Source organism: Kitasatospora sp. NPDC097605 (genome assembly GCF_040302725.1).
Taxonomy (GTDB): Bacteria; Actinomycetota; Actinomycetes; order Streptomycetales; family Streptomycetaceae; genus Kitasatospora.
On the sequence record NZ_JBEOSF010000036.1, the window covers coordinates 13,937 to 35,490 of the forward strand.

General features: G+C 72.4%; 31 protein-coding genes. All 31 read left to right on the forward strand.

Annotation, left to right across the window (positions count from 1 at the left end):
• Nucleotides 1-947 precede the first annotated feature (947 nt).
• The 31 genes from ABTX81_RS30310 to ABTX81_RS30460 all read left to right on the forward strand — a co-directional run bounded on the left by ABTX81_RS30310 (nt 948) and on the right by ABTX81_RS30460 (nt 21,462).
• A complete protein-coding gene (locus ABTX81_RS30310) occupies nt 948-2,753 on the forward strand; it encodes a hypothetical protein (protein ID WP_350552153.1) in 1,806 nt (601 codons plus the stop codon).
• Between the two features lie 294 nt (nt 2,754-3,047).
• Nucleotides 3,048-4,199: a ParB/RepB/Spo0J family partition protein gene (locus ABTX81_RS30315; RefSeq protein ID WP_350552155.1), complete on the forward strand. Its 1,152-nt coding sequence runs from the start codon at nt 3,048-3,050 to the stop codon at nt 4,197-4,199.
• Nucleotides 4,200-4,497: 298 nt separating this feature from the next.
• A complete protein-coding gene (locus ABTX81_RS30320) occupies nt 4,498-5,352 on the forward strand; it encodes a ParA family protein (protein WP_350552158.1) in 855 nt (284 codons plus the stop codon).
• Between the two features lie 363 nt (nt 5,353-5,715).
• On the forward strand, nt 5,716-6,027 hold the full coding sequence (locus ABTX81_RS30325) for a hypothetical protein (protein WP_350552161.1): 312 nt from the start codon (nt 5,716-5,718) through the stop codon (nt 6,025-6,027).
• A 203-nt stretch (nt 6,028-6,230) separates the two neighbouring features.
• Entirely contained in the window at nt 6,231-6,800 is a 570-nt protein-coding gene (locus tag ABTX81_RS30330) for a hypothetical protein (RefSeq protein ID WP_350552164.1), read from the forward strand.
• 99 nt (nt 6,801-6,899) lie between these two features.
• Complete coding sequence (locus ABTX81_RS30335) at nt 6,900-7,139, forward strand: hypothetical protein (protein ID WP_350552167.1); 240 nt, start codon at nt 6,900-6,902, stop codon at nt 7,137-7,139.
• Nucleotides 7,140-7,310: 171 nt separating this feature from the next.
• Complete coding sequence (locus tag ABTX81_RS30340) at nt 7,311-7,637, forward strand: hypothetical protein (RefSeq protein WP_350552170.1); 327 nt, start codon at nt 7,311-7,313, stop codon at nt 7,635-7,637.
• A gap of 191 nt (nt 7,638-7,828) precedes the next feature.
• Nucleotides 7,829-8,305, forward strand: a complete 477-nt coding sequence (locus tag ABTX81_RS30345; RefSeq protein ID WP_350552172.1) for a hypothetical protein — start codon at nt 7,829-7,831, stop codon at nt 8,303-8,305.
• Nucleotides 8,306-8,365: 60 nt separating this feature from the next.
• Nucleotides 8,366-8,782, forward strand: a complete 417-nt coding sequence (locus ABTX81_RS30350; RefSeq protein WP_350552175.1) for a hypothetical protein — start codon at nt 8,366-8,368, stop codon at nt 8,780-8,782.
• Nucleotides 8,779-9,396, forward strand: a complete 618-nt coding sequence (locus ABTX81_RS30355) for a hypothetical protein (protein ID WP_350552177.1) — start codon at nt 8,779-8,781, stop codon at nt 9,394-9,396. The genes ABTX81_RS30350 and ABTX81_RS30355 overlap by 4 nt, the downstream gene beginning before the upstream one ends.
• Nucleotides 9,393-9,806 carry a RusA family crossover junction endodeoxyribonuclease gene (locus ABTX81_RS30360; protein ID WP_350552179.1) on the forward strand — a complete coding sequence of 138 codons (414 nt, stop codon included), beginning with the start codon at nt 9,393-9,395 and terminating at the stop codon, nt 9,804-9,806. Before ABTX81_RS30355 ends, ABTX81_RS30360 begins: the two co-directional genes overlap by 4 nt.
• A gap of 94 nt (nt 9,807-9,900) precedes the next feature.
• Entirely contained in the window at nt 9,901-10,380 is a 480-nt protein-coding gene (locus ABTX81_RS30365) for a hypothetical protein (RefSeq protein ID WP_350552182.1), read from the forward strand.
• Between the two features lie 102 nt (nt 10,381-10,482).
• Nucleotides 10,483-10,881: a hypothetical protein gene (locus ABTX81_RS30370; RefSeq protein ID WP_350552184.1), complete on the forward strand. Its 399-nt coding sequence runs from the start codon at nt 10,483-10,485 to the stop codon at nt 10,879-10,881.
• 70 nt (nt 10,882-10,951) lie between these two features.
• Nucleotides 10,952-11,896, forward strand: a complete 945-nt coding sequence (locus ABTX81_RS30375; RefSeq protein ID WP_350552186.1) for a hypothetical protein — start codon at nt 10,952-10,954, stop codon at nt 11,894-11,896.
• On the forward strand, nt 11,893-12,234 hold the full coding sequence (locus ABTX81_RS30380) for a hypothetical protein (RefSeq protein WP_350552189.1): 342 nt from the start codon (nt 11,893-11,895) through the stop codon (nt 12,232-12,234). Before ABTX81_RS30375 ends, ABTX81_RS30380 begins: the two co-directional genes overlap by 4 nt.
• Before the next feature lie 73 nt (nt 12,235-12,307).
• Complete coding sequence (locus ABTX81_RS30385) at nt 12,308-13,030, forward strand: hypothetical protein (RefSeq protein WP_350552192.1); 723 nt, start codon at nt 12,308-12,310, stop codon at nt 13,028-13,030.
• Nucleotides 13,027-13,359, forward strand: a complete 333-nt coding sequence (locus ABTX81_RS30390) for a hypothetical protein (RefSeq protein WP_350552195.1) — start codon at nt 13,027-13,029, stop codon at nt 13,357-13,359. The genes ABTX81_RS30385 and ABTX81_RS30390 overlap by 4 nt, the downstream gene beginning before the upstream one ends.
• 22 nt (nt 13,360-13,381) lie before the next feature.
• Nucleotides 13,382-14,119, forward strand: coding sequence for a VWA domain-containing protein (locus ABTX81_RS30395; protein ID WP_350552198.1), 738 nt, complete (start codon nt 13,382-13,384; stop codon nt 14,117-14,119).
• Between the two features lie 145 nt (nt 14,120-14,264).
• Nucleotides 14,265-14,648: a hypothetical protein gene (locus ABTX81_RS30400; RefSeq protein WP_350552201.1), complete on the forward strand. Its 384-nt coding sequence runs from the start codon at nt 14,265-14,267 to the stop codon at nt 14,646-14,648.
• A 385-nt stretch (nt 14,649-15,033) separates the two neighbouring features.
• Nucleotides 15,034-15,699, forward strand: a complete 666-nt coding sequence (locus ABTX81_RS30405; RefSeq protein WP_350552423.1) for a DNA cytosine methyltransferase — start codon at nt 15,034-15,036, stop codon at nt 15,697-15,699.
• A 62-nt stretch (nt 15,700-15,761) separates the two neighbouring features.
• Entirely contained in the window at nt 15,762-16,517 is a 756-nt protein-coding gene (locus ABTX81_RS30410; RefSeq protein WP_350552204.1) for a helix-turn-helix transcriptional regulator, read from the forward strand.
• An 85-nt stretch (nt 16,518-16,602) separates the two neighbouring features.
• Nucleotides 16,603-16,911 (forward strand): helix-turn-helix domain-containing protein, encoded by a 309-nt coding sequence (locus tag ABTX81_RS30415; RefSeq protein ID WP_350552206.1) that lies wholly within the window; start codon nt 16,603-16,605, stop codon nt 16,909-16,911.
• Nucleotides 16,912-17,048: 137 nt separating this feature from the next.
• Entirely contained in the window at nt 17,049-17,309 is a 261-nt protein-coding gene (locus ABTX81_RS30420) for a hypothetical protein (protein ID WP_350552208.1), read from the forward strand.
• A 72-nt stretch (nt 17,310-17,381) separates the two neighbouring features.
• Nucleotides 17,382-17,933: a hypothetical protein gene (locus ABTX81_RS30425; protein ID WP_350552210.1), complete on the forward strand. Its 552-nt coding sequence runs from the start codon at nt 17,382-17,384 to the stop codon at nt 17,931-17,933.
• A gap of 114 nt (nt 17,934-18,047) precedes the next feature.
• Nucleotides 18,048-18,302: a hypothetical protein gene (locus ABTX81_RS30430; protein WP_350552213.1), complete on the forward strand. Its 255-nt coding sequence runs from the start codon at nt 18,048-18,050 to the stop codon at nt 18,300-18,302.
• Between the two features lie 73 nt (nt 18,303-18,375).
• Nucleotides 18,376-18,594 carry a hypothetical protein gene (locus ABTX81_RS30435; protein ID WP_350552215.1) on the forward strand — a complete coding sequence of 73 codons (219 nt, stop codon included), beginning with the start codon at nt 18,376-18,378 and terminating at the stop codon, nt 18,592-18,594.
• 176 nt (nt 18,595-18,770) lie between these two features.
• The gene (locus ABTX81_RS30440; protein ID WP_350552219.1) at nt 18,771-19,256 is read left to right on the forward strand and encodes a hypothetical protein; all 486 of its coding nucleotides are present in this window, start codon (nt 18,771-18,773) and stop codon (nt 19,254-19,256) included.
• An 88-nt stretch (nt 19,257-19,344) separates the two neighbouring features.
• Nucleotides 19,345-19,884, forward strand: coding sequence for a hypothetical protein (locus tag ABTX81_RS30445; RefSeq protein ID WP_350552222.1), 540 nt, complete (start codon nt 19,345-19,347; stop codon nt 19,882-19,884).
• Between the two features lie 145 nt (nt 19,885-20,029).
• Nucleotides 20,030-20,455, forward strand: a complete 426-nt coding sequence (locus tag ABTX81_RS30450; RefSeq protein ID WP_350552225.1) for a WYL domain-containing protein — start codon at nt 20,030-20,032, stop codon at nt 20,453-20,455.
• A gap of 81 nt (nt 20,456-20,536) precedes the next feature.
• The gene (locus ABTX81_RS30455) at nt 20,537-20,980 is read left to right on the forward strand and encodes a hypothetical protein (protein ID WP_350552228.1); all 444 of its coding nucleotides are present in this window, start codon (nt 20,537-20,539) and stop codon (nt 20,978-20,980) included.
• Between the two features lie 59 nt (nt 20,981-21,039).
• Nucleotides 21,040-21,462 (forward strand): hypothetical protein, encoded by a 423-nt coding sequence (locus ABTX81_RS30460; protein ID WP_350552231.1) that lies wholly within the window; start codon nt 21,040-21,042, stop codon nt 21,460-21,462.
• Nucleotides 21,463-21,554: the final 92 nt, after the last annotated feature.

The following is a 21,554-nucleotide window of genomic DNA, read 5'->3' on the forward strand; positions in this document are numbered from 1 at the left end:
CCGGCGCGCGGGGTGGCTGATGAGTCGCCACGGGGCTGGTGAGGGGGGTAGGGTGAGACCCGGCCAGAGATCGGTGATCATGCTGGCCCCCATGGACAAGAGCACATAAACGCCGAAACCCCGAGGTCTCGGATTCCCAGCAAGCTTGGCGGCAACTGGGGAGACGACTCGGGGCTGTAGGCGCCAAGACCAAGTCAGGTGGTCTCGACGTGATCGATGGTACCCGTGTCCCCTGGAGGGGACGCAAGAAGACCCACCCCGACGGGCGCGTGAACAGTCCGCGCCGACGTCGTCCGGGTGGGTCTCGTCATGTCTGAGGCTGCCCGGCCTGGTCGGCCGGCTCTTGTCCCCCAGTGCTCCGTCCCGATGTCGCCCTGGTGGCGTTTCCGGTTCGGTCGTCCGCCCGTCGGCCCGAAGCCCCGTAGGGGGTCGGTCGCCTTGAGCTGAGTCTCTCGGGCGCTGGTTCCGGTCCCCTTCCCGGGGGACTTACCACCTACATCGCCCGGCCGTCCGTCTCCAGGTGTTTCCCGCACCTGGCCTGACGGCCTCCATGTCACTGCCGGCTCCGCCGGGTTGAGGTTCCCGCCTCCGCCCAGCTCCGGCTAGGGCCCGCTACCGGCTTCCACCCCGGCCACGGGACAACGCTCACCGCCTCTGCACAGGGGGCGGGTCCTTCTCGGTTCTCCACAGAACCACCACACAGAGGTCGGCCACCCGGATCCTCATCCGGAGGGCCACCGCCGAGGGTGGCTTTTTTGCGCCCTCACACACGTTGAAGGAGCAACGCCATAATGCAGCACCGTCATGCCATTTGTCAGGTCGAGCCCCGCGACGGGGTGGATGTCGGCCGAATCTCCACCCTCCCGGGCGACATTCCCGCCCCCCGAGCGGACGTTTCGAAGAGCCCGGGGAACCAGGGATTCGAATTCCCGTTCGAGAATGCGAAGGTGTCGAAGGCCCACCCGCGCGGCCGGGCGGACAAGACGCTCGCAGCCCTCCGCCGCGCCCGGGACCGGATGGTGGACGCCGAGGTCGCCACCGGCATGCCGGCCCTGTCGCTCAGCGAGGACCAGGCCCTCCAGGTCCGCAGGGTCGTCCGGCACATCAACGGCCACGAGCACCTGGCCCGGCTCGGCGGCGGCGAGCGGCTGACCGCGCACCTGTACCTCGCCCACGCCAACCGGACCGGCTACGCCACCCCAGGTCTGAGCCGGATCGGCGCTCTGCTCGGTGTGGACGCCGAGTCCGCCGGCGGCTACCTGTCCCGGGTCTGCGGCATGGGTTTCCTGCGCACCGCCGGCCGCACCCGGCGCCGGGACGGTTCGGTGTCCGTTCACCGGGTCGCGGTGCGCTCGATCACCGACGCCGCCGCGCGCGGTGTCGCCCGCCGGATGACGGCCGCTCAGTGCGCGGTGCTGGCCCGTTGGACGGTCGCCCTGCTGTCCGACGAGGACGTCATCACCCTCGGCCCGGACGACCGCTGGCGGCTGCTCCTGGCCGCCGCCGAGCACCCCCGCGGCCTGTTCCTCGGCGAGCAGCGAGCGCTCGGCAAGCTCTGGGGGCTGTCGGCGTCCGGCACCCGCAAGGCCGTCGCCCGGATGCGGAAGGCCGGCGTGCTGATGACCGAGCAGCTGCGCGACGGGGACGGCCGCATGGGGCAGACGCGCTGGATCATCATCCCGATCGCGGCCGCAACGGAGTGGGCCGACGACTACTTCGCCGCCCTCCCGGACCCCTTGGACCCGACCCCCTTCCTGTTCCCGGACGGCCTTTTTTCGGCTCTTGACCGGCGTCCCGATTCGCCGAGTAGCCCCTTCAAGATCCACTATGGCTTTGACCTGCAGAAACACCACGTTCCCTCAGGTCAGGACCGGCGCCCCGAGTTGCCGGGACAGAACGCTGTACCCCGGACGCTGAGTGGAGAACTGTCCGTAGACAAGGTGCGGGAGGTAGGCGGAACGGACGGTACCCAGTCCGCCATCGATGACCAGCCCACCAAGCAGCCGATGCCCGCCCAGCGCCAGCCGATGCGGATCACCGACGGCACCCGCCTCCTGGGCACGATCTGCGGCCAGCTCGCCCTCGGCGACCCCCGGTGGTCCCAGGTGACCGGCATCGTGCTGGAGCACCAGGGCCTCGTGGTCAACGGCCTCCTGGCCGCCGGCTGGCTTCCCACCCAGGTCCGGGCCCTGCTCGAAGGCCGCAACCTCCCGCACCCCGCCGAGGTCAGCACCAGCATCGGCGCCGTCGTCGCCGGCCGTCTCCGCGCGGCTGCTGCCGGACCGGTCCCCCGCCCCACCGCGTTCGACCGCGCCGCGCAGGTCGCCGCCTGCGACTGCTCCAGCAGCAGCGAGACGACCCCTGACCGCGACGCCTGGCGCGCGGAGTGGACCAGCGCGAAGCACAGCAGCACCGAGACGGCCAACCGCACCGTCGCCGAAGCCACCACCAGCCGCGGGACGATGCCCGAGTGCGAGGGGCAGGATGGGACGTGCGGGCGGCCGGTCTGGGACGCCACAGCGCTGTGCACGTACTGCCAGCCGACCCCGGACCCCACCGAGATGGCGGCGATCGCGCCGATCGCCGCCGCGTTCGCCAAGGCCACCCTGGACGCCGTCGGCTACGACCCGGACGCCCCGATCGACCTGAACCCCCAGCCGGCGCACTGGCTCGATGGCTGGCCCCTCGGCAGCACCGACCAGCTACGCGGTGGCTCGTCCGTGATGGAGCAGCTCATCGGCCCGATTCGGTGAGAGCAGGGTGATTGCGCGGTAATCACTCGCCGCCGTACCCCCTGAACTGTTGCGCCTCGGCTCGTGGTGTTGTGGCCTCAGAACGCCACGGAACACGCCATACTGTGCAAGCACGCGCGCTTGAGCACAGCTCGCCGCAGTCCCCTGAAACGGATCCCCCGCCCGGCAAGATGGCCGTTTTGTCAGATATGCCAGGCAAGGTGATTGCGGCGCAATCACCCCCGCGCCACCAAGTGGCGGAGGTCCGGCGACTAAGCTCAGCGCCCGAGAGTCCCCCCGTCCCGGAGAACCCCCATGTCCGCAGGCCTCGGCGGCCGCAATCTCAGCGCCGCACGAAACCAGCAGCAGCAACTCGCCAATCGGCAGCCGACCGCTGCACTCAACGAGCTGTTCCCCAGCCCGACCAACGGTCGCAAGAAGCTCAGGAACATCCAGTCCCTCGCGACAACCATCAGCTCGGACGGCCTGAGTACCGCGCTCACCGTCATCCCCGCAGAGCACTACATCAAGCACCATCCCGATCACGCTGAGGCCGTGAAGGCATCCGGCCGGCCCCTCGTCGTGCTCGGCGGACACCGCCGCCTCGCAGCTGCACAAGCCGCCGGCCTCGCACGCGTACCGGTCAACATCGTGTACGAGGTCAAGAGCGTCCGGATCGCCTCCCTCCTGGAGAACCTCCAACGCGAACCCCTCACCCCGGTTGAAGAGGGCGAGGAGTTCCAGCGCGCGATGCAGGAAGAAGGCCTCTCCCAGCGCGCGCTCGCCACCCGCCTCGGGGCCGACACCAACAAGCGGGTCTCCCAGACCTACATCTCCCAGCGCATCGCCCTCCTGAAGCTGATCCCCGAGCTCCAGGACGACGTCGACGACCAGTGGAGCGGCGAACGCGATACCGGCATCACGCTGAAGTTCGCCGCCGAGGTCCTCGCCCGCCTTTCCAAGGACGAGCAACGCGCGTATCACCACGGTGACCTCACCAAGGAAGCGGCGACGGCGAAGGCCAAGGGGGAGGAGTTGCCCAAGCCGGTGATTGCGCCGCAATCACCCCCGGCAGTACCGGCCGACCAACCCCCGTCCGCACCGCCCACGAACACCCCACAGACCGCCAGCGCGGCATCGGTGATTGCGCCGCAATCACCGCCCGCTGCACCGGCCTTCGTCGCACCGGTCCAGTCCGGCAGCACTGCGGAGGCTCCTGCTGCCGATCAGCCCGACAGCGCCGAGATGCCAATGCCGCGGCTGCCGGCCGATGAGCCGTCGGACGACCAGCACCCCATCGAGCCGACACCATCGCAGGGCTCGACACCGCGAGCAGACACCGCCGAGCACCGCGTGCTCACCCTCCAGGGCAGCCCGCACGACGTTGCCGTCGCGGTGATCGGCGTGCTGAGCCGGGAGGAGCTGCAGACGTTCTACGACCTGCTCATGGCCTCAAGGCAGAGCTGACCGGATGACGCTACTCACCCCGCAGAGTGAACCTGCTGCGGGGTGAGTAGCGCCCTCCACTGCACCGGTGTACCGTGCCGGACGAACGTCCACCTCGCCCGCCGCCACCAGGCCGCCGCCGAGCTCGTCGAACCCAGCAGACCTCAGCTCTGCCGCTGGTACGCACCAGGACAAACCCGCGCAGCCGCACTCCCCCCTCCCCGCAGAACCACACCCGGCCGGGGTGCGAGTGATTGCCGCGCAATCACCCCGAAGGCACGCGCTTCGCACCGTGCCCCAACCCCGTGGGAGAGACCCCGTGTCGGGCAAGCACCTCAACAAGACCACCGCCACCCGCATCATCGCCTTCATCAACCAGGCCGGCGGCGCGGGCAAGACCACCTCCGCCGTCACCATCGGCGCCTGGCTCGCCAAGTACGGCCTGAGGGTCCTCTTCGTCGGCCTCGACGCCCAGTGCGACGGATCCGCCGCCCTCGGCCACGACGCCCCCGACGAGATCGAAGGCCAGGCCACCATCTACGACGTCCTGACCGACCAGAGCGTCAAGATCACGGACGCCATCGTGCCCGCCTACGCCGGACCCGCTGGCGAGAAGGGCAGCAAGCGGATCGACGGCCTGGACCTGGTCCTCGAGTCCGTCGAGCTGGAGAACGCCGAACAGCTCCTCACCACGATGATGGGCCGGGAGATGTGGCTTCAGCAGGCGCTCGCCCCCGTCGCCGACGACTACGACGTCATCCTGCTCGACTGCCCCGGTAACCTCGGCCTCGTCGTCGTCAACGCCCTCGTCGTGGCCACCGAGGTCATCGTCTGCGTGAAGCCCGGGTGGAAGGAGCTCCGTGCCCTGACCCGCATCGAGCAGACCATCAACCGCGTGGCCGGCACCTTCGCCGCCAACGGGGCGAACCCGGCGATGACCGGAGTCCTGATGGTTGACGTGCCCACCACCCGATCCGCCGGCGCCGTCTACGACGACTCGAAGACCGAAGCTGCCACCGCCTACGGAGACCTGTTCCTCCCCTCCATCCGCCGATCCACGAAGGTCCCCGAGGCCTACGCCCACCAGAAGGCGCTCCCCTTCTACGCCCGCGCCGACGACGTCACCCTCGACTACGCCGCGGTCGTCAAGGCGCTCGGCTTCAGCCGCCGCTGATTGCCGCGCAATCACGCGAGTACCGCGTGGCGGGTGTTCCCGCTACACTGCCCGTGTCCGCACGGACAGTGCCCTTCTTCGGGTGTAGTCGTGTGGGACTCTCAGTGCCCCCAGGTGGCGGTCCGGGTTCCGGTTCCGGTTGAGGTTCGTTGTCGGCTAAACAGCTGAACTTCTCCCCTGGGGGCATGTCCCTTTCTCCCCGCCATTACGGCGTGCGACGGTGTCAAGGTCGCAGCGTCATTTGCGGGCCATTTCGACCGCTGAGTATGGCGCGCCGCCCTCTTCGTTTGCGACGCTAGCCACCGGCGCGGGTGCCGGCAGCCCGGGCGACTTCCCCCCTTGCGATGCCGGACGAGGAGAACGATGGCCGGCCTGGCTGCACACACCGACCCCGATCCTGGTCAGTCCCTGGCCACGGTGACCCACCTACGTCGAGGTCCCGTCAGCGAGCAGTCGGACGACGACCACCGTGCCGCAGCTCTGTGGTGGCAGGACATCTACCGCCAGATGGGCCGGCGCCTGGACGACGCCGCCACCGCCGAAGTGCACCGCATCGTCCTCGCCGGCATGAGCTTCCTGATCGACGGCGCCGAGGAGAACGGCTACGACCGGGCGACCCTCCAGGCGATGCGCACCCTGATCCTGGAGGCCGTCAAGGCCCCCGACCAGCTCTGACCGTTCCCCGGCGACGGCGGGCCGGGCGCCGATTTTGTTGAGTTCGGAACATTCCGGTGGGAACGGTCGTCTGCCATCATGGGGGCGGCAGTGCCTGGAAGTGATCATTCCGCTACGCACCCGGATGGGCCAGGGGCAGCACGGGCCCAGCGCCCGCGCCCCCCTTTCTTCCGGGTTCGGAGCCGAGGGCAGGGGGCGACACCATGACCACACCGCAGCGGCCGACCGGATCCACACCGGCCATGCTGCTCGACGAGCTCGCGAGCCCGCAGGGGCTCAGCCCGACCACCACCGCCGGCATCCCCGGCGGCACCGGTAGCACCGGCACCCGGTACGACCGGTCCCCCATCAACGTCCAGGTCCTCCAGCACGTCACCAAGGCCGACCAGGACGTCGCCGAGTTCATCGAACGGGCCCGCCGCGCCACCGGCGCCGCCGACGCTCCCCTGCCCGCCGACCGGACCGCGGTCTACCGCGCGGCCGCGGCCGCCGCCGCCGAGGTCGGAGGCGACTGGCCCCGCTACCTCGCCGCGATGGAGTGGCGCACCAAGGTGGAGTCCGAGCTGCTGCTCGGCGATGCCGGCAGCATCCGGCGTGAGCCGTGCCCCGAGTGCCGCACCTACGGCCTGATCTGGGTCCGCGCGATGCACAGGGTCAGCTGCCTGAACCGCCACTGCGCCGCGACCACCGAGACCGGCGAACGCCGGACGTTCACCGTGCAGCAGCTCGCCAACGCGCGCACCAGCGCCCGGCGCCTGCGCGTCGCCAGCTGAACCCCGGCCGCTCCGCCGGCCCCGCGCGCTCTGCGCGCCGCCGCCTGCCGCTCCGGGTCCCCTTCCGGCCGGCCGCCGTCTCGCACCGAGGAACACCGCATGCCCACCACCCTGGCACGACCGAAACCGTCCGTCCCCGATGACCTGATGAAGCTGGAGGAGATCGTCGCCTTCCTCGGGCAGTCGGGCCGGCCCATCAGCATGACGACCGCCCGGCGGTGGGCCAGGAGCAAGGAGCGCCCGATCAGGAACTGGGCGCCGCCCGGCCGGGGGCCGGGCCTCTACTCCCTCTCGGACTACCTGGAGAGCCACAGGGAAGCGCAGCCGCGCAAGGTCTGAGCCGCCGCCGGCTTCCGGGCCCCCGCCTGCCGACCAGCCCCCTGCACCGCACGGTGCAGGGGGCTTTCGCATGCCCACAACATACGAAAGACGACTTGCGTAAGTGATGCTGTCTATGGGATGGTGTTCATGCCGACAACGAACACCACCCCGGACCGAAGGGACCCGCCCGTGTCCATCCTCACCACCGCCAAGGTCCACCCCGACATCGCCTTCTACGACAAGCTCGCCGACCACCAGCAGGTCCAGATCGACCACCTCCTCGGCCTGCTGGACGCCGAGTTCGGCCTGCCCGACGCGTTCCAGCGCCGCGAGGTCTCCCTCATCGGCGCCCGGATCCTCGGCATCGAACTGCCCGGCGGGGCCGAACTCGCCCGCTGCCAGGGCCAGGACGGCGACTGTCCGGTCCTCACCGCCAACACCGCGCTGAGCGAGACCACCCACGGCTACCGCTGCGAGGACTGCCTGCCCGCCTTCCACGGCGAGTACGGCGAGTAGCCACCCACACTCCGGCCCGGCCACCGGTCGAACCCCCTCCCCTCCCGGTTCCCGGGGCCGGGCCGGACCCAAGCAGGCCGGGCGCGCGCAGCGGTCGACACCCTCTCGCGCGCGCCCGGCCGCTGATTGCCGCGCAATCACCCCTCACCCTCCCCACGCACCGTCAGCCCACCGGCCGGAGGAACACCGTCATGCCCACGACCCGCCCCACCGCCCTCGACCCGGAGCAGCGCGCGGACACCAGCACCCTCCTGCGGAAGGCCGCCGACCTCCTGACCGAGCACGGCATCTGGCGGGCCCCCGCCAGCCTCGCCGCCCCCGAGGGCTACCCCGACCGCTGGGACCCGCTGCTCTTCGCCGGGGCCGGACCCGCCACCGGCCTCGACCCGCTCGCCGCCCTGTGGCTCGCCGCGCACGGAACCCTGCCCTACATCTTCACCACGCCCACCCTGGAGGCCATCGCCGACGCGATGGACATGGTCACCGGCGACCCCCGCACCGCCGCCGCCGTAACCGCCCTGTCCGACAGCCTCCTCGCCGCCGGGAGCAGCACCGACCCGATCGAGCGGATCGCCTTCTGGGTCGAGAGCGCCTCCGACCTGGCGGTGATCGGCTGCCTCCTGCGCCTCGCCGAGGAACTCGCCGCCCCGGCGCCCACCACCCCCTGACCACCCCTGCCCGGCCGCCCCTGGGGCGGCCGGGCCCCGCCCACCGGGAGAGGCACCGCCGTGCACACCCGCCCCCGCCACCTGCTGCGCCTGGTCGACACCGCCCAGGCCGCGCTGCAGAAGCTCCTCACCACCACGCCGATCACGCTGCGCCGCGCGCGCAACGCCGCCGAGGCCGGCCTGGCCGTCGCCGTCGCCTACTGGGACACCGGCACCCGAGGCGAGCAGGCCGGCCCCGACCCCGACCCCGACCCCGACCCGCACACCCTCCTGCCGGCCGCCCTGGTATACGCCGACGACCAGATCCTCGGCCACCACACCGGCGACCCGGTGCTGTCCACCCTCTGCGGCCCCTTCGGCCACATCACCGGCGACGCCGCCGCCCTGGAGCACCTCGGCGACCAGGCACTGCTCCTCGCCACCGCCACCCGCCTGCGCCTCGAGCGCCCCGTCACCGAAAGGCCCGACCAGCCGTGACCACCCCGCTCCAGCTCCTGCCCGCCCGCTCCCCGTGGTTCACCGCGCCGGCCGACGCCCGGCGCACCGTCTCCGAGCTGACCGCCGACGCCCGCCGCGCCGCCACCGACCGCGCCGAGACCGTCTCCGCCTACGCCGCGCTCCACACCGGCGCCCTCGGCATCCACGCCCCCCACCGGCACTGGCACGGCCACCCGGACGGTACCGCCCACTACGCCGACGGCGACGGCCTGGCCCTCGTCTTCGACGCCGTCCTCGCCGCCGCCGGCGGCCCGGCCGTCACCGCGATTGTGCCCGCCGGCTGCGGCACCGACCACGCCGTCCTCCTCACCGGCCCGGCCGGCCTGGCGCTCGCCCGCACCGCGGCCGCCGGCTGCACCGGCCACCCCGTCGCCGACACCCCCACCACGGTGCTCACCCTCGCCGCCGCCTTCCCGCCGCCGGCCCCGCCCGTCCCGGTGCCGCCGCTCCCGCCGTACCCGCCGACCGCCGGCCGGGCGCCGGAGTCGGCCGCGGCCTGCTGGTGCCCGAAGGGCGGCGACCCCTACCAGTGCCCCGCCGCCGAGGACGACCGGTGCGAGTACCAGACCGGCCAGCCGGCGGCCGGCCGTTGAGCGCGCCCACCCCGGCGGCGGGCACCCAGAAGCCGCGGGTGTTCACGGTCGAGCTGCCGACCGGCCTGGTGCTGCTGAACGCGAACGACCGGCTGCACTGGGCGGTCCGGGCCCGGCGCGTCCGGGAGATCCGGGACGCCGCCCGGTGGATGGCCCGCCACAACAAGGTCCCCCGGCTGGCCCGGGCGCGGATCGACGTCGTGGTGCACCCCAAGCCGCGTGCCTCCCGCTTCGACCCGCACAACTGGGGGCCGTCGGCCAAGGCCGCGATCGACGGCCTGGTGGACGCCGGCGTGCTGCCGGACGACAGCTCGGCGTACCTGGTGGCCAGTGAGGTCCGTGCCGGAGACCCGGTTCGCGGCGGCCGGCTGGACCTGGTGATCACCGAAGTCTTCCGAGACGACCAATAGGCCACCTCGAAAAGGACTTGCATCGAAGATGCTGTTTGTGAGATGTTGTTCATGCCGACAACGAACCGCCTCTCACGAAGGGACCACACCCACCTTGACCACCACCGCACCCACCCGCCCCGGCCCCGACTGGCTGATCCGCGCGATCGACATCTCCCGCCCGTGCCGCCCCTGGGAGGACCCCACCATCCCCGGCACCACGTACACCGCCGACACCCGCGAGCAGGCCGAGGCCAACCTGCCCGCCATCCGCGACACCGTCACCGCCTACATCGCCGCCACCCCCGGCGCCGAGCTGTTGCAGATCCGGATCGTCGCCACGGAGTACCACGGACTGACCGTCGTCAGCGCCGTTCGGTACCCGCCGAACGGCGACATCCCCGACGACGAGGCCGCGCTGACCCGCCGCCTCATCGCCGACGACCCCGCCGCGAACGTCGTGGCCACGCTGCGCCGCGCCGACACCGCCGTGGTCATCGCCGGACAGCCCGGGTCGACCGCCACCGAGAACGAGATCCGCAGGGTCCCGCCCGGTGACGCGTGCGACGACCTGGTCACCCTCCGGGTCGTCTGACCCCGCACCGAACCGGGGCCGCGCCCGCCTCCTCCCCTCCGGCGGGCGCGGCCCCACCCACCGCCCGGCGACGGGCCCCCACACCCCGCCTGGAGAACCCCGATGCTCACCACCGTCCGCACCTACCGCAGGCTCCCGCCCGATTGGGCCAAGCGCCGCTACGAGCAGTTCAACCGCGCCATCAAGGTCACGGCGATCGTCCACCACCTGCTGCGCGAACAGTTCGTCCACTCCGCCGACCAGGCCACCGACGCGGTGATCATCGCCGCCGCCCGCGACATCGCCGCCGGAAGCAAGCTGCCCTCGCCGACCACCTGCCAGGCCGTCCGCGACACCATCGCCGCCCTCATCACCGTCCCGATGCCCGACACCAGCGACAAGGACGCCATGGAGCAGATCCACCAGCTCCTCAACGGCCAGGGCTGGGACGGCAACACCTTCGAACAGCTCGCCAGCATTGTCCGCTCCACCGGCCGCACCATCGCCGACACCGACCACTGACCACGCCGCCCGGGCCCGCCCGACCCCGCACGCCGGGCGGGCCCGCCCAACCCCCGAGGACACCACGACCGTGACCACCGACCCGCGCGAGTACTACGCCATCCACCTGCCCGACGGCCGCTACCTGCACCACCTGCCCCACCGCCTCCTGGAGGGCATCCGTCCCGGCGGCACCCTGACCCTGCACAGCGACACCGGACAGCTCACCCGGGTGCCCGGGCAGAGCGACTGGTGGGCCGCCGACCACCCCGTCACCGGCCCCGTCACCGCCCGCTGGACCCCCTACCCCGAGACCACCAGCTACCGCATCAAGAACCCCGCCGACGCGAACACGGTCTTCCCGGCCACCGTCACCGTCGACGAGTTCCGTGACATGGAGGACAACCTCGGCGGCGTCGTCTTCCGCATGTACGACCCCATCACCCAGGACCAGCCCGAGCAGTCGCAGGCGCTGGACGCCGGCCCCTGGCGCTTCCTGGAGGGCGAGCAGCCCCCGGCCGATGGCGACCGCCGGTGGGTCGTCGACCTGCCCGCCTCCCTCACCAACCACCCCGAGTACAGGTGGTGGCTGCCTGGCAAGCTCACCGGCCTGTTCGACGCTGTCGCGAATCACGCCAAGTCCAAGGGCGTCGACAGGTTCGGCGTCGGCCGCTCCACCGTGAAGTTCGACGGCGTCGAGGGCCACCTCCGGGTGGACTACGCCGTCCCGTTCCAGCGGCCCGTCACCCACCAGCTGACCGAGGACTGGAAGGGCAAGAAGCTCCGGCGCCCCGAGACCGTCCAGACCATGGAGAAGCGCCGCATCGTCCTGCCCGTCCCCGACGCGGTCCACGCCGACAACTACGCCGCCGCGCTCGCCCAGTGGAACGACGAGTGCACCCGCTGGACCGCCGCCATCGACGCCGAGATGGGGGTGAAGGCGTGCAACCACTGCGGCGGCCACGGCTTCATCCCCGACGGCCTGGAGCAGTACACCCCCGCCCCCGCCTCCCGGAACGAGACCCCGACCCCGTGACCAACCCCACCACGACCGTGCTGCTCGCCGTCCACGGTGAGCAGCACGTCACCCTCGACAGCGAGGCCTTCAACGCCGCGCTCACCGCCGGCCCCGCCGCCCTCGACGACCTCCTCGAAGGCCACTTCGACGGCCTGGACATCCGCAGCGCGATCGTCCTGCCGAGCGGCGACACCATCCCGCTCGCGCCGGAGCCGCTCCCGGGCCCCGACATCCGCGCCCTCGCCATCGACGTCCACCGCGACGCTGTCGACTCCGGCAGCCAGGCCGTCCTCGGCTCGGCGGAGAAGCTGCTTCTCGCCCTCGGCGTCGACCCCACCCAGGTCCCCCCGTTCTGACCCACCCCAGGCCGCCGGGCCGCGCACCATCAGCGCGCGGCCCGGCGGTCGGCCCACATCCACCGGAGCACCGATGACCGCCGACACCGACCCGCCCGACCCGCCCATGACCGCCTGCCCCGTCCACCCCGAGAAGCTCCGCTACGCCACCGCCGAAGCCGCCACCGCCGCTGTCACCCTGCGCTCCCTGGTCCGCGGCTACCGCCGTCAGCGCCCCTACTACTGCCACCCCTGCGGCTGGTTCCACGTCTCCACCAAGCCCCCGCGCACCGTCGCCGCCCCCACCGGCGACGACGGCCATGCCCTCCAGGACGACGTCCTCGCCCGCTGGTTCACCACCCGCACCCCGGACGTGCAGCGCCACCTGGTCCTCAAGGACCTGGAGAACCTCCTCGCCCCGGAGCTCGCCGCCGTGCTGCGCCACCCCGAGGTCGTCCCGGCCTGGCTGCACGTCCTCAAGCCGCTCATCAGCGCCGCCTCGCTCGCCGCCGACGGCCCGCTCGTCGGCCGGCGCGCCGCCCGTGCCCGCCTCGCCCTCCTCCAGGAACGCCGAGACGAAGCCCGCGCGCTGCTCCCCAAGCCCCCCACGGGCGCCGGCACCCCCGCTGGCCGCAACCCCACCACCGTCCGCGACTACGCCGCCGCCGCCCTGCGCCGCCGCCAGGCCGACGAGGCCCGCGCGGCCGCCATCGCCCTGCTGATCGGCCGCCACCCCGCCGACTGGGCACAGCTCCTGGACCACGAGCGCCGCCAGCGCCGTCTCCCGCCGGCCGACGACAGCGGCACCGCAGCATGAGCGCCGTCCCCCGCCACGGCCTCACCTGGTGCCGGACCTGCCTTCAACAGGTCCGGCGCACCACCACCGCGGCCGGCCGCGTCCAGTACGTCGACCCGGAGCCGAACGACAACGGCAACGTCGTTGCCCGCCTGGACGCCACCGGCACCTGGCACTCGCGCGTCCCCGACGCCGACCTCCCGCAGGCCCCGTACGAGCGCCGGTTCATGCCCCACGCCGCCACCTGCACGGCCGCGGGCCGCACCCTCGCCCCGGCCAGGCTCCCCGACAACGTCGCCTCCCTCGACGCCCGCCGCCGCCGGCGCAACACCCCGCCCACCCTCTTCTGAACACCGAACGGAGAACCCCACCATGTCCCTGCGCGACCGCCTCTCCGGCAAGCCGACCGCCACCGCCGGCCCCACCGCGCCGACCGCCCCGGCGCAGCCGGCCCCCGGCATCCGCAGCCTCGTCAAGACCGCCGGCGTCTCCCTCACCAAGCACGGCCTGGGCGACGCGCGCGCCGCCGTCTACCTCGTCCTCGACCACTCCGGCAGCATGCGCCCCCACTACGCCACCGGCGCGGTCCAGCGGATCACCGAGCAGGCCCTCGGCCTGGCCGTGAACCTCGACGACGACGGCACCGTCCCCGTCATCGCCTTCAGCTCCTGCGCCGAGCCCCCGGTGCAGGTCAGCCTCGGCAACTTCCCCGGCGCCGCCGACCGTATCTCCCGCACCGCGCGGTGGGGGAGCACCGACTATGTCGCCGCCATGGAAGCCGTCGTTACCCACCACACCATGACCGCCGCCCCCGGGACGCCCGCCCTGGTGGTGTTCCAGACCGACGGAGAGCCCGACCAGCCCGACATGACGGCCTTCCTGCTGCGCAACCTGTCCACCGCGCCGGTCTTCTGGGCGTTCGTCGGCTTCGGCGACCGCGTCCGCTTCCTGGAGCGCCTCGACACCCTCGACAGCCGGCTGGTCGACAACGCCAGCTTCTTCCACGCCGCCGACCCGTTCCAGGTGAGCGACGCCGAGCTGTACGACGGCATCACCGGCCAGTACGCGGCCTGGCTGCGCGACGCCCGGGCGGCCCGCATCGTGCGCTGATCCGGCCGGGCTCGGCGTGAATACATTCTCAAATAGGACTTGCGAAAACGCTGTTTCAATTGAGATGGTGTTTACTCCGACACTGCCGGGGGGCGGCCACACCACGCGGCCGCCCCCCGGCCCGACACACCCACCGGAGAACCCGATGACCCAGCAGCCCTACACCGACATCGACCTCCGCATCGAGGCCGCCTCCCAGCTCGACACCGCCGGCGAGGACTTCAGCTACCTCGGCATCGCCGAGGCCATGCAGGGCGAGGAGCCCTGGTCCACCCTCGACGCGGGCGACTTCGACACCGCGCACCGCAAGATCGACGACCTCCTCAGGAACGCCCCCGGCCTCGGCGACTGGGCCGTGGAGATGGGTGCCGACGGCTTGGTCCCGTACGACCGTGCGCTCACCGTGCTCGGCGACACCTCGAAGCAGCCCCTCGTGCGCGTGCACTTCGCGTTCGCCCCGGAGATGTCCGAGGCCGCCCGGAACGCGTTCGTGACGGGTCTCGGCGAGGCCACCAACGCCAACCTCTGACCAGCCCGGCCCGCCGTCCACCCCGGACGGCGGGCCCGGCTCCACCGACGCCGCCCCGTTCTGATGACCCGCCACACCTGCCCACCCTGCTGCCACCCCTGTCTCGCCGCCCAGGAGCGCCGGCAGCGGCCAGCCCTCCAGCTTCCAGTACAGACAGAATCCCAAAGAGGACTTGCGTAAGGGATGTTGCTATTGAGATGGTGTCAGCGCCGACATTGAACCGCCGTCCCTGGAGCCCTACATGGCAGCGCGACACCCCGATGCCACCCTGCTGACCACCACCCAGCTCGCCGACATCGCCCGCCGCCTCCGCGCCCGCCGAAACCGCTCCACCACCCGCCGCCCCCGCGTCCTCGACCTCTTCTGCTGCGCCGGCGGCGCCGGAATGGGCTACTACCGCGCCGGATTCGACGTCACCGGCGTCGACACGGCCCCCCGCCCCAACTACCCCTTCCACCTTCTCCAGGCCGACGCCCTCGACGCCATGCGCGAGCTCTGCCAGGACTTCGACCTTGTCCACGCCTCCCCGCCCTGCCAGGGCAGCTGCACCCTCACCAAAGGCACCAACGCCGGACGCGAGTACATCGACCTGATCCCGCAGATGCGCCAGCTGTGTGAGTGGTACGGCGTCCCCTACGTGATCGAGAACGTCCCCGGCGCCGACATCCGCCAGGACCTCACCCTCTGCGGCGAGATGTTCAGCCTCGACGTCATCCGCCACCGCCACTTCGAACTCAACTGGTGGGGCGACGAACCCGAGCAGCCCAAGCACGTCAAGCACCGAGGCCCCGTACGAGGCTGGCGCCACGGCGTCTGGCGCGACGGCCCCTACATCGCCGCCTACGGCAAGGGCGGCGGCAAGGGCAACGTCACCGAGATGCAGAACGCCATGGACATCCACTGGACCAACGTCCACACCGAGCTGACCGAGGCCATCCCGCCCGCCTACACCGAGTTCATCGGCCGCGCCTTCCTCACCAACAGCTACTGGGGCACACCCACCCCGAACCCGGCACCCCCCTCCGTCCGCGCCGCCCTCACCCCGGCCTGACCCACCCGGCCGCCCGCCCACACCGGCGGGCGGCCCTCCAACCCCGAAGGAGACCACCGCCCATGCCGCACGTCGAACCCAACCCGCCCAGCCCTTACGCCACCGCCGACCCGGCCTATCGCCACATCCTCCCCGCGCCGGCCCTGTTCCCCGACCCCAGGCCCGGCGCCCTGGCCCTCACCGCCTGCCGTGAACTCGCAGTCGCACCCGACGAACTGACCAACGCCATCCGCGGCGACGGCATCCTCCCGGGCGGCCTCTGCCCGCCCTGCGTCACCGCGATGACCACCGGCGTCGAACCGGATTGCCAGCCGCCGCGCCCGTGCACCAACTGCGGCATGCACACCGAGCACAACGCCATGTGCGCGCTCTGCCGCATGGACAAGCACGACGCCGCCCGCGCCGAGCAGCGCCCCGGCGGGCGCCCTGTGACGCGCCCGCTCACCCCACGCGAACGCGACGTCCTTCGGTTCACCGCCGACGGCCTGAACGCCGTGCTGATCTCCCGCCGCCTCGGCGTCGGCGAGCAGGCCGTGCGGGCCGAGATCAAGCGGGCTGTCCGTGCGCTCGGCGCCCGCACCATCGACGAGGCCATCCAGCTCCACAACCAGCCCCCGGCCGGGAAGGAGAGCACCGTGGACCAGGCTCAGCCGGCGAACACGACCCCGACGCCGAGATCCCGCCGGCACCCTGCCGACGTCACCGCCCGCCACCTGATCCAGCACCGCAACACCTACGCCGACAAGATCACCGAGGAAGAGGGCGACCTCATCACCAAGGCCGTGGCCCTGATGTGGGAGATCGCGTTCCGCCGCTGACCCGCCCGCCCGCCCGCCGACGCCCACCCGGCCGTTCCGAGCGCCCGGGTGGGCGCTCCCGTTCCCCACGGCCAGGAGGAGAGACATGTCCGCTTCCGAACCCAAGCCCGGCGACCCCCTGACCGAGCGTGAGCTGAAGGTGATGGTCGGCATCGCCAATGGCCGGACCCGGGCAGCGATCGCGGGCGAGCTCGGCGTCTGCCCGGACACGGTGCGCAGCGCCGCCGGCCGGGCCCGGCGCAAGCTCGGTGCCGGCACCGACGCCCAGGCCGTGGTCCTGCTCTTCGCGCTGCGGCAGTTCGACCTGCACGAGATCAGGTTCCCGCGGGAGCTGCTTGCTCCTGGGGAGGTTGGCGCATCGGTGCAGGTCAACGGGGGTGCTGTGGCTGTGTGAGGCGTAGGCCGGCTGTGGGGCGGGGTGGCCGGCCTCTGTTCAGCCGGGGCGCATCTCAAATAGGACTTGCGTAAGCGATGTCGTGATTGAGATGCTGTTCGTGCCGACAGCGAGCCGCGCCCCTCTGGAGGGAACCGATGATCCTGCTCCTCACCGCCCCCGTCATCCTCGCCGCCACCGACCGTGACGGCCTGCTCTGGGCCTTCGCGATGCTCCAGGAGCGCTGTGACCTGCCGTTCCACTACGTCGGCCGCGCGGCGGTCGGCGCGGACCGCGACCGGGTCCTGGAGGCGCTGCGGGTGATCGACACGGCGGAGCTGCCGTGGCTGGCCGACAGTGACGAGGGTGAGGAGGCCTGGTACGAGGCCCTGCTGATCGAGGTTGCCGCGCTCGCCTGACCGGCCGTCCACCCGGCGCCCGGGACCACGCTCCCGGGCGCCCCCGCCCTGTACCACCTGGAGAGGAACCCGATGATGGACTCGACCGACTACAAGTTCCGCACCGCCAACGACACGTGGATGATCAGCTCCGCCTCCTTCGTGCACGCCGCCGCCGAGCACGGCGACAACGTCACCACCCGCCACCCGGACGGTTCGATCGAGATCGTCCACGCGCTCGGCGGCGGCAAGGCGATGCTGTACGTCCCGGTCACCGACGCGCAGGCGCAGCAGATCAGGGACGCCAACCGCGAGCGCGGCCGGAAGGTCCGGCCGCTGGTCGCCCTGGTGAGGAAGGCGCTGCGCGCGGCCGAGGACGTTCCGGACGGCAAGCACATGCTGGAGCTGGGGGTCGGGATGCGCTCGGGCGTGGTCGCCTCCGTCTTCGGCGGCGCGGTGCTCGTGAACTACTGGCACATGACCTACCTGTCCGAGTTGTTCGCCGGGCGCCAGGACCAGGACCCGTGGGCCGACGGTGGCGTCCGGGACGCCACCCGGGCGGCGCTGGAGGCGTTCGCCGCCGAGCACGGATGCACGGTCACCGAGGGGGAGAAGCGGGACCGGTTCCTGGTGACCCCGGCCTGACCGGCCGTTGGCCGACACGGGTCCCGGGGCGCAGCGCGACGGCGCCCCGGGGCCCGTGTCCGACTCCCTTCCCCGCCGTCCCTTCCCCGCCGTCCCTTCCGAGAGGAGTCCCTGATGTCCGACGGGATCAGCCCGGCCGCCCAGGCCCTGTACATCTCCGTTCACGAGACCGGCGCGCTGCTCACGCCGTCCGAGGTGCAGGCCGAGCGCGCGGCCCGCGTCGCCGAGCTGGGGTTCAACGGGCTGCGGGTGGTGTCGTTGAAGCGCCGGCTGTTCTGCGCCGCCGCCGAGCCGGGTGCGCACCTGGACCGGATGGCGTGGGCCAGCGCGGCCGGGCTGTTCGCTGACCCGGAGTGGGAGATGCCGTGACGCATCTGCGGTTCCGGCGCGGGCTGACCGCGCACGCCCTGGCCAACTGCTGCTGGCCGGCCCCGACCTGCCGGTGATCCTCCCGCCCAGCGCCGGCGACCCCTTCGTGACCTACCGGCCGGTGGCCGGCGCGTCCACCGGGGACGCGGTGTTCAGCGGCCTCGACGGCCCGGACGGCAACACCGACGCCCCTGGGCAGTACCCGGGCGGCATCGGCCCGGACGGCACCGTCTGGGAACCGGTCGTAGTCCTGGATGCGGCCGGCACCGAGTGGTGCGGGCGGGGGGAGTAGGACCGCGGCGCGGCGGGCCGGCCTTCGGGGATGTTCCCCGGGGGCCGGCCTTTCGGCGTTCCCGGGTGCGGCCGCGCAGGCTGAACGGCATCTCAAAAGGGACTTGCGCATGTGATGCTGTGAGTGAGATGGTGTTCGAGCCGACAACGAACGCCCGACCCCGGGAGGGAACCACCATGTCCGCGCCGACCACCGAACTCCTCAACCGCTGCCGCCGCCTCACCCGCCGCCCCTGGAGCCGCTGGACCCGCACCGGCCGCGCCCTCGCCGCCCTCCTCGACCACACCCACCAGGAGGCCATCCGCCAGCGCGAGCACGCCACCGCCACCGGCCTGCCCCACACCATCGTCGCCGTCGACACCGGGCGCCCCGACCACGACACCGCCACCGCCGTCACGACGCTCGGCAACGCCGTGCTGCGCCGCAACCTCCTCGCCCCGCTGTCCATCACCGTCGGCCCCCGCGTCGTGCGGGTCGCGCTCCGGCCGCAGACCCTCGGCCAGTGGGACAAGTGGGTGGCCGCGATCAACGCGGGCCCGACCACCAACAAGGGTTCGTGGGCGCAGGCCAAGGGCGCCATCGGCGGCGTCCCGGTGATCATCGTGGGTTACGACGTCACCGCCCTGGCCGCCGCCGAACTGCGCGCCCGCACCAGCCGATAGCGGCGCCCCGCCGGGCCCCGGGGGGCGACTTCCCCGGGGCCCGGCCCGCCGCCCCGCAGCCGACCGCGCAGACACCGAGGAACCCCCGATGAACACCACCCCCCTCCCCGCCGACCACCAGCACCCCGTCACCTTCAAGTGGGCCACCCGCCGCCGCGTACCGCAGTCCCTGTGGGCGGTCCCGGCGGTCGGCCGGCACTGGACCGTGACCGCCAGCTGGCGCGGCATGGTCTTCACCGTCGCCGCCCTCCCGGCGACCGCGTCCCGGGGGCCGGCCTGGTACATCACCCGCAGCCCCGCCCCGTCCCTCAACCCGCGCAAGTGGACGCCGTGCATCGCCGGTGCCAAGGCCTGCGAGTGGGGCACCAAGGGCCAGCCGGACGCCGAGGCCGCGATGCTCGCGCACATCACCCGCCGCCGGGCCGCCGAAGCCAAGCACCGCGCCGCCCAGGCTGCCGACGCCGGCCGCCCCCCGGCCCCCTGGAGTTCCCGCCTGCCCGATCTGCTCGGCCCGGTCCCGCGCATCACCTACGCCCCGCTGGAGGACGACCCCACCAGCGCGGCCGCCCGGGCCCGGATCGCCGAACTCGCCGAGCAGGGCGTCACGTTCGAGGTGATCGGCGGGTAGCCGGCCTTCGGCCGGGCCGGCTCCGGAACCCTCCCGGTTCGGGCGGCATGAACAACATCTCGAAAAGGACTTGCGTCAAAGATGCTGTCCATGAGATGTTGTTCATGCCGACAGCGAACCGCACCGAACCGGGAGGGGAAACCCGATGTTCACCGCCACCACCGCCAACACCGCCACCACCAGCACCCGCCTCATCAAGGCCATGGACCGCCAGCACCCCGTCACCATCTCCTACGTCAAGGAGGACGGCGAGCGCACCGTCCGCACCATCGAGATCTTCGACTTCACCATCTCCAAGGACGGCCACGTGCTGATCCTGGCGATGCAGCGCAGCAACGGCGAGCGCCGCTCCTTCCGCCTCGACCGCATCACCGCCTACACCATCCACCGCACCCGCTACCTCATCGAGCGCGACGAGACCAAGCTCCCCAGCGCCCCCACCCTCAACCACCCGGGTGGCCCCGCCGTCCTCCTCGACTGCCCCACCCCCGCCGCGCTCGGCGACCACGCGGCCATGACGGACCTCCTGGCCAACCCGGTCGCGGTCCTGGCCGACCTCCTCGCGGACTGACCGGCCCGCCGGGCCGCCCCACCCGGGCGGCCCGGCCCGCCGACCCCCAACCACACTCCCCAGCAGAGGAGTTCATCCGCCATGCCCATCCCCAACGTCGCCGCGCTCATGGCCGAACTGCACACCCGCGCCGCCTTCCGCTACCGCACCGACCGCGACAACGCGCGGATCGCCGAGATCACCGACACCCTCGCCCGGCACGCTGCCGCCCCCGAGGGCTACACCCTGCCCCCGGCCGCCGCTGCACTCGGCGACCACGCCCTCCGGGAGGGCTGGATCTCGGCCATCCGGTGGGGAACCGGCCCCAGCACCGGACGGCCCTACGTCGTCCTCGACATGCGCCACCCGGCCTACCGCCCGGGCCGGGACCGCCTGATGCCCTGGATGGTCGTCGCGGTCTGGCACACCAGCAGCGCTGCGGGGGGCTGGTACTTCTCCGGCGGCTTCTGCCGCATCGGCGAGGGCGCGCACGGCGTCCACAACCCCACCGCCGCCGCCAACCTCATCACCTGCAACCCGGCCTGACCCGCACGCCCCGGGGCCGCACGATCCCGGCCCCGGGGCCCGAACCGGAAGACACCGCCATGCCCGACACCTCCCCCTCGAACGCGCTGCTGATACCGGTCAGCGACGCCCCGCAGCCGATCACCCTGCCTGACCTCACCTGCGGCGGTGAGACCGCCGTCGGCGTGTCCACCCTGCTGGACACCGGCGCCGTGGGTGTCTTGCGCCTGACCTCCCGCCTGACCCTCTGGTTCGGCGTGGTGGTCGCCGACACGCCGGACACCCTCTCCAGCCCCAGGGCGCTGGGCCTGAACGAGCGCGCGGACCACCTCCGGCTGCGGTACATGCCGGAGTTCCCCGAAGTGCTCTACGGCCCCGTCGTGCTGCTCGGCGGCGTCAACTTCGGGCCCGGCGGGCCGGTCGACGGGCTCAGCCCGGACCAGATCGAGGCCGGCCGGGCGCTGCTGCGCCCACCGGGCCGGGGCGGCATCCCGACCCTCTGACAACAGACGGCATGGACGCCATCCCATTGAGGACTTGCGCAAGTGATGCTCTTGATGAGATGGTGTTCATGCCGACAACGAACCGCCCCGAA

What these genes read in the sequence shown, in the direction of transcription:
- ABTX81_RS30325 (WP_350552161.1), top strand. Translation starts at nt 5,716, where the DNA reads ATGGCCGGCCTGGCTGCACACACCGACCCCGATCCTGGTCAGTCCCTG.
- ABTX81_RS30415 (WP_350552206.1), top strand. Translation starts at nt 16,603, where the DNA reads ATGTCCGCTTCCGAACCCAAGCCCGGCGACCCCCTGACCGAGCGTGAG.
- ABTX81_RS30405 (WP_350552423.1), top strand. Translation starts at nt 15,034, where the DNA reads ATGGGCTACTACCGCGCCGGATTCGACGTCACCGGCGTCGACACGGCC.
- ABTX81_RS30370 (WP_350552184.1), top strand. Translation starts at nt 10,483, where the DNA reads ATGCTCACCACCGTCCGCACCTACCGCAGGCTCCCGCCCGATTGGGCC.
- ABTX81_RS30450 (WP_350552225.1), top strand. Translation starts at nt 20,030, where the DNA reads ATGTTCACCGCCACCACCGCCAACACCGCCACCACCAGCACCCGCCTC.
- ABTX81_RS30385 (WP_350552192.1), top strand. Translation starts at nt 12,308, where the DNA reads ATGACCGCCGACACCGACCCGCCCGACCCGCCCATGACCGCCTGCCCC.
- ABTX81_RS30330 (WP_350552164.1), top strand. Translation starts at nt 6,231, where the DNA reads ATGACCACACCGCAGCGGCCGACCGGATCCACACCGGCCATGCTGCTC.
- ABTX81_RS30445 (WP_350552222.1), top strand. Translation starts at nt 19,345, where the DNA reads ATGAACACCACCCCCCTCCCCGCCGACCACCAGCACCCCGTCACCTTC.
- ABTX81_RS30430 (WP_350552213.1), top strand. Translation starts at nt 18,048, where the DNA reads ATGTCCGACGGGATCAGCCCGGCCGCCCAGGCCCTGTACATCTCCGTT.
- ABTX81_RS30410 (WP_350552204.1), top strand. Translation starts at nt 15,762, where the DNA reads ATGCCGCACGTCGAACCCAACCCGCCCAGCCCTTACGCCACCGCCGAC.
- ABTX81_RS30390 (WP_350552195.1), top strand. Translation starts at nt 13,027, where the DNA reads ATGAGCGCCGTCCCCCGCCACGGCCTCACCTGGTGCCGGACCTGCCTT.
- ABTX81_RS30425 (WP_350552210.1), top strand. Translation starts at nt 17,382, where the DNA reads ATGATGGACTCGACCGACTACAAGTTCCGCACCGCCAACGACACGTGG.
- ABTX81_RS30455 (WP_350552228.1), top strand. Translation starts at nt 20,537, where the DNA reads ATGCCCATCCCCAACGTCGCCGCGCTCATGGCCGAACTGCACACCCGC.
- ABTX81_RS30420 (WP_350552208.1), top strand. Translation starts at nt 17,049, where the DNA reads ATGATCCTGCTCCTCACCGCCCCCGTCATCCTCGCCGCCACCGACCGT.
- ABTX81_RS30400 (WP_350552201.1), top strand. Translation starts at nt 14,265, where the DNA reads ATGACCCAGCAGCCCTACACCGACATCGACCTCCGCATCGAGGCCGCC.
- ABTX81_RS30345 (WP_350552172.1), top strand. Translation starts at nt 7,829, where the DNA reads ATGCCCACGACCCGCCCCACCGCCCTCGACCCGGAGCAGCGCGCGGAC.
- ABTX81_RS30315 (WP_350552155.1), top strand. Translation starts at nt 3,048, where the DNA reads ATGTCCGCAGGCCTCGGCGGCCGCAATCTCAGCGCCGCACGAAACCAG.
- ABTX81_RS30395 (WP_350552198.1), top strand. Translation starts at nt 13,382, where the DNA reads ATGTCCCTGCGCGACCGCCTCTCCGGCAAGCCGACCGCCACCGCCGGC.
- ABTX81_RS30335 (WP_350552167.1), top strand. Translation starts at nt 6,900, where the DNA reads ATGCCCACCACCCTGGCACGACCGAAACCGTCCGTCCCCGATGACCTG.
- ABTX81_RS30440 (WP_350552219.1), top strand. Translation starts at nt 18,771, where the DNA reads ATGTCCGCGCCGACCACCGAACTCCTCAACCGCTGCCGCCGCCTCACC.
- ABTX81_RS30460 (WP_350552231.1), top strand. Translation starts at nt 21,040, where the DNA reads ATGCCCGACACCTCCCCCTCGAACGCGCTGCTGATACCGGTCAGCGAC.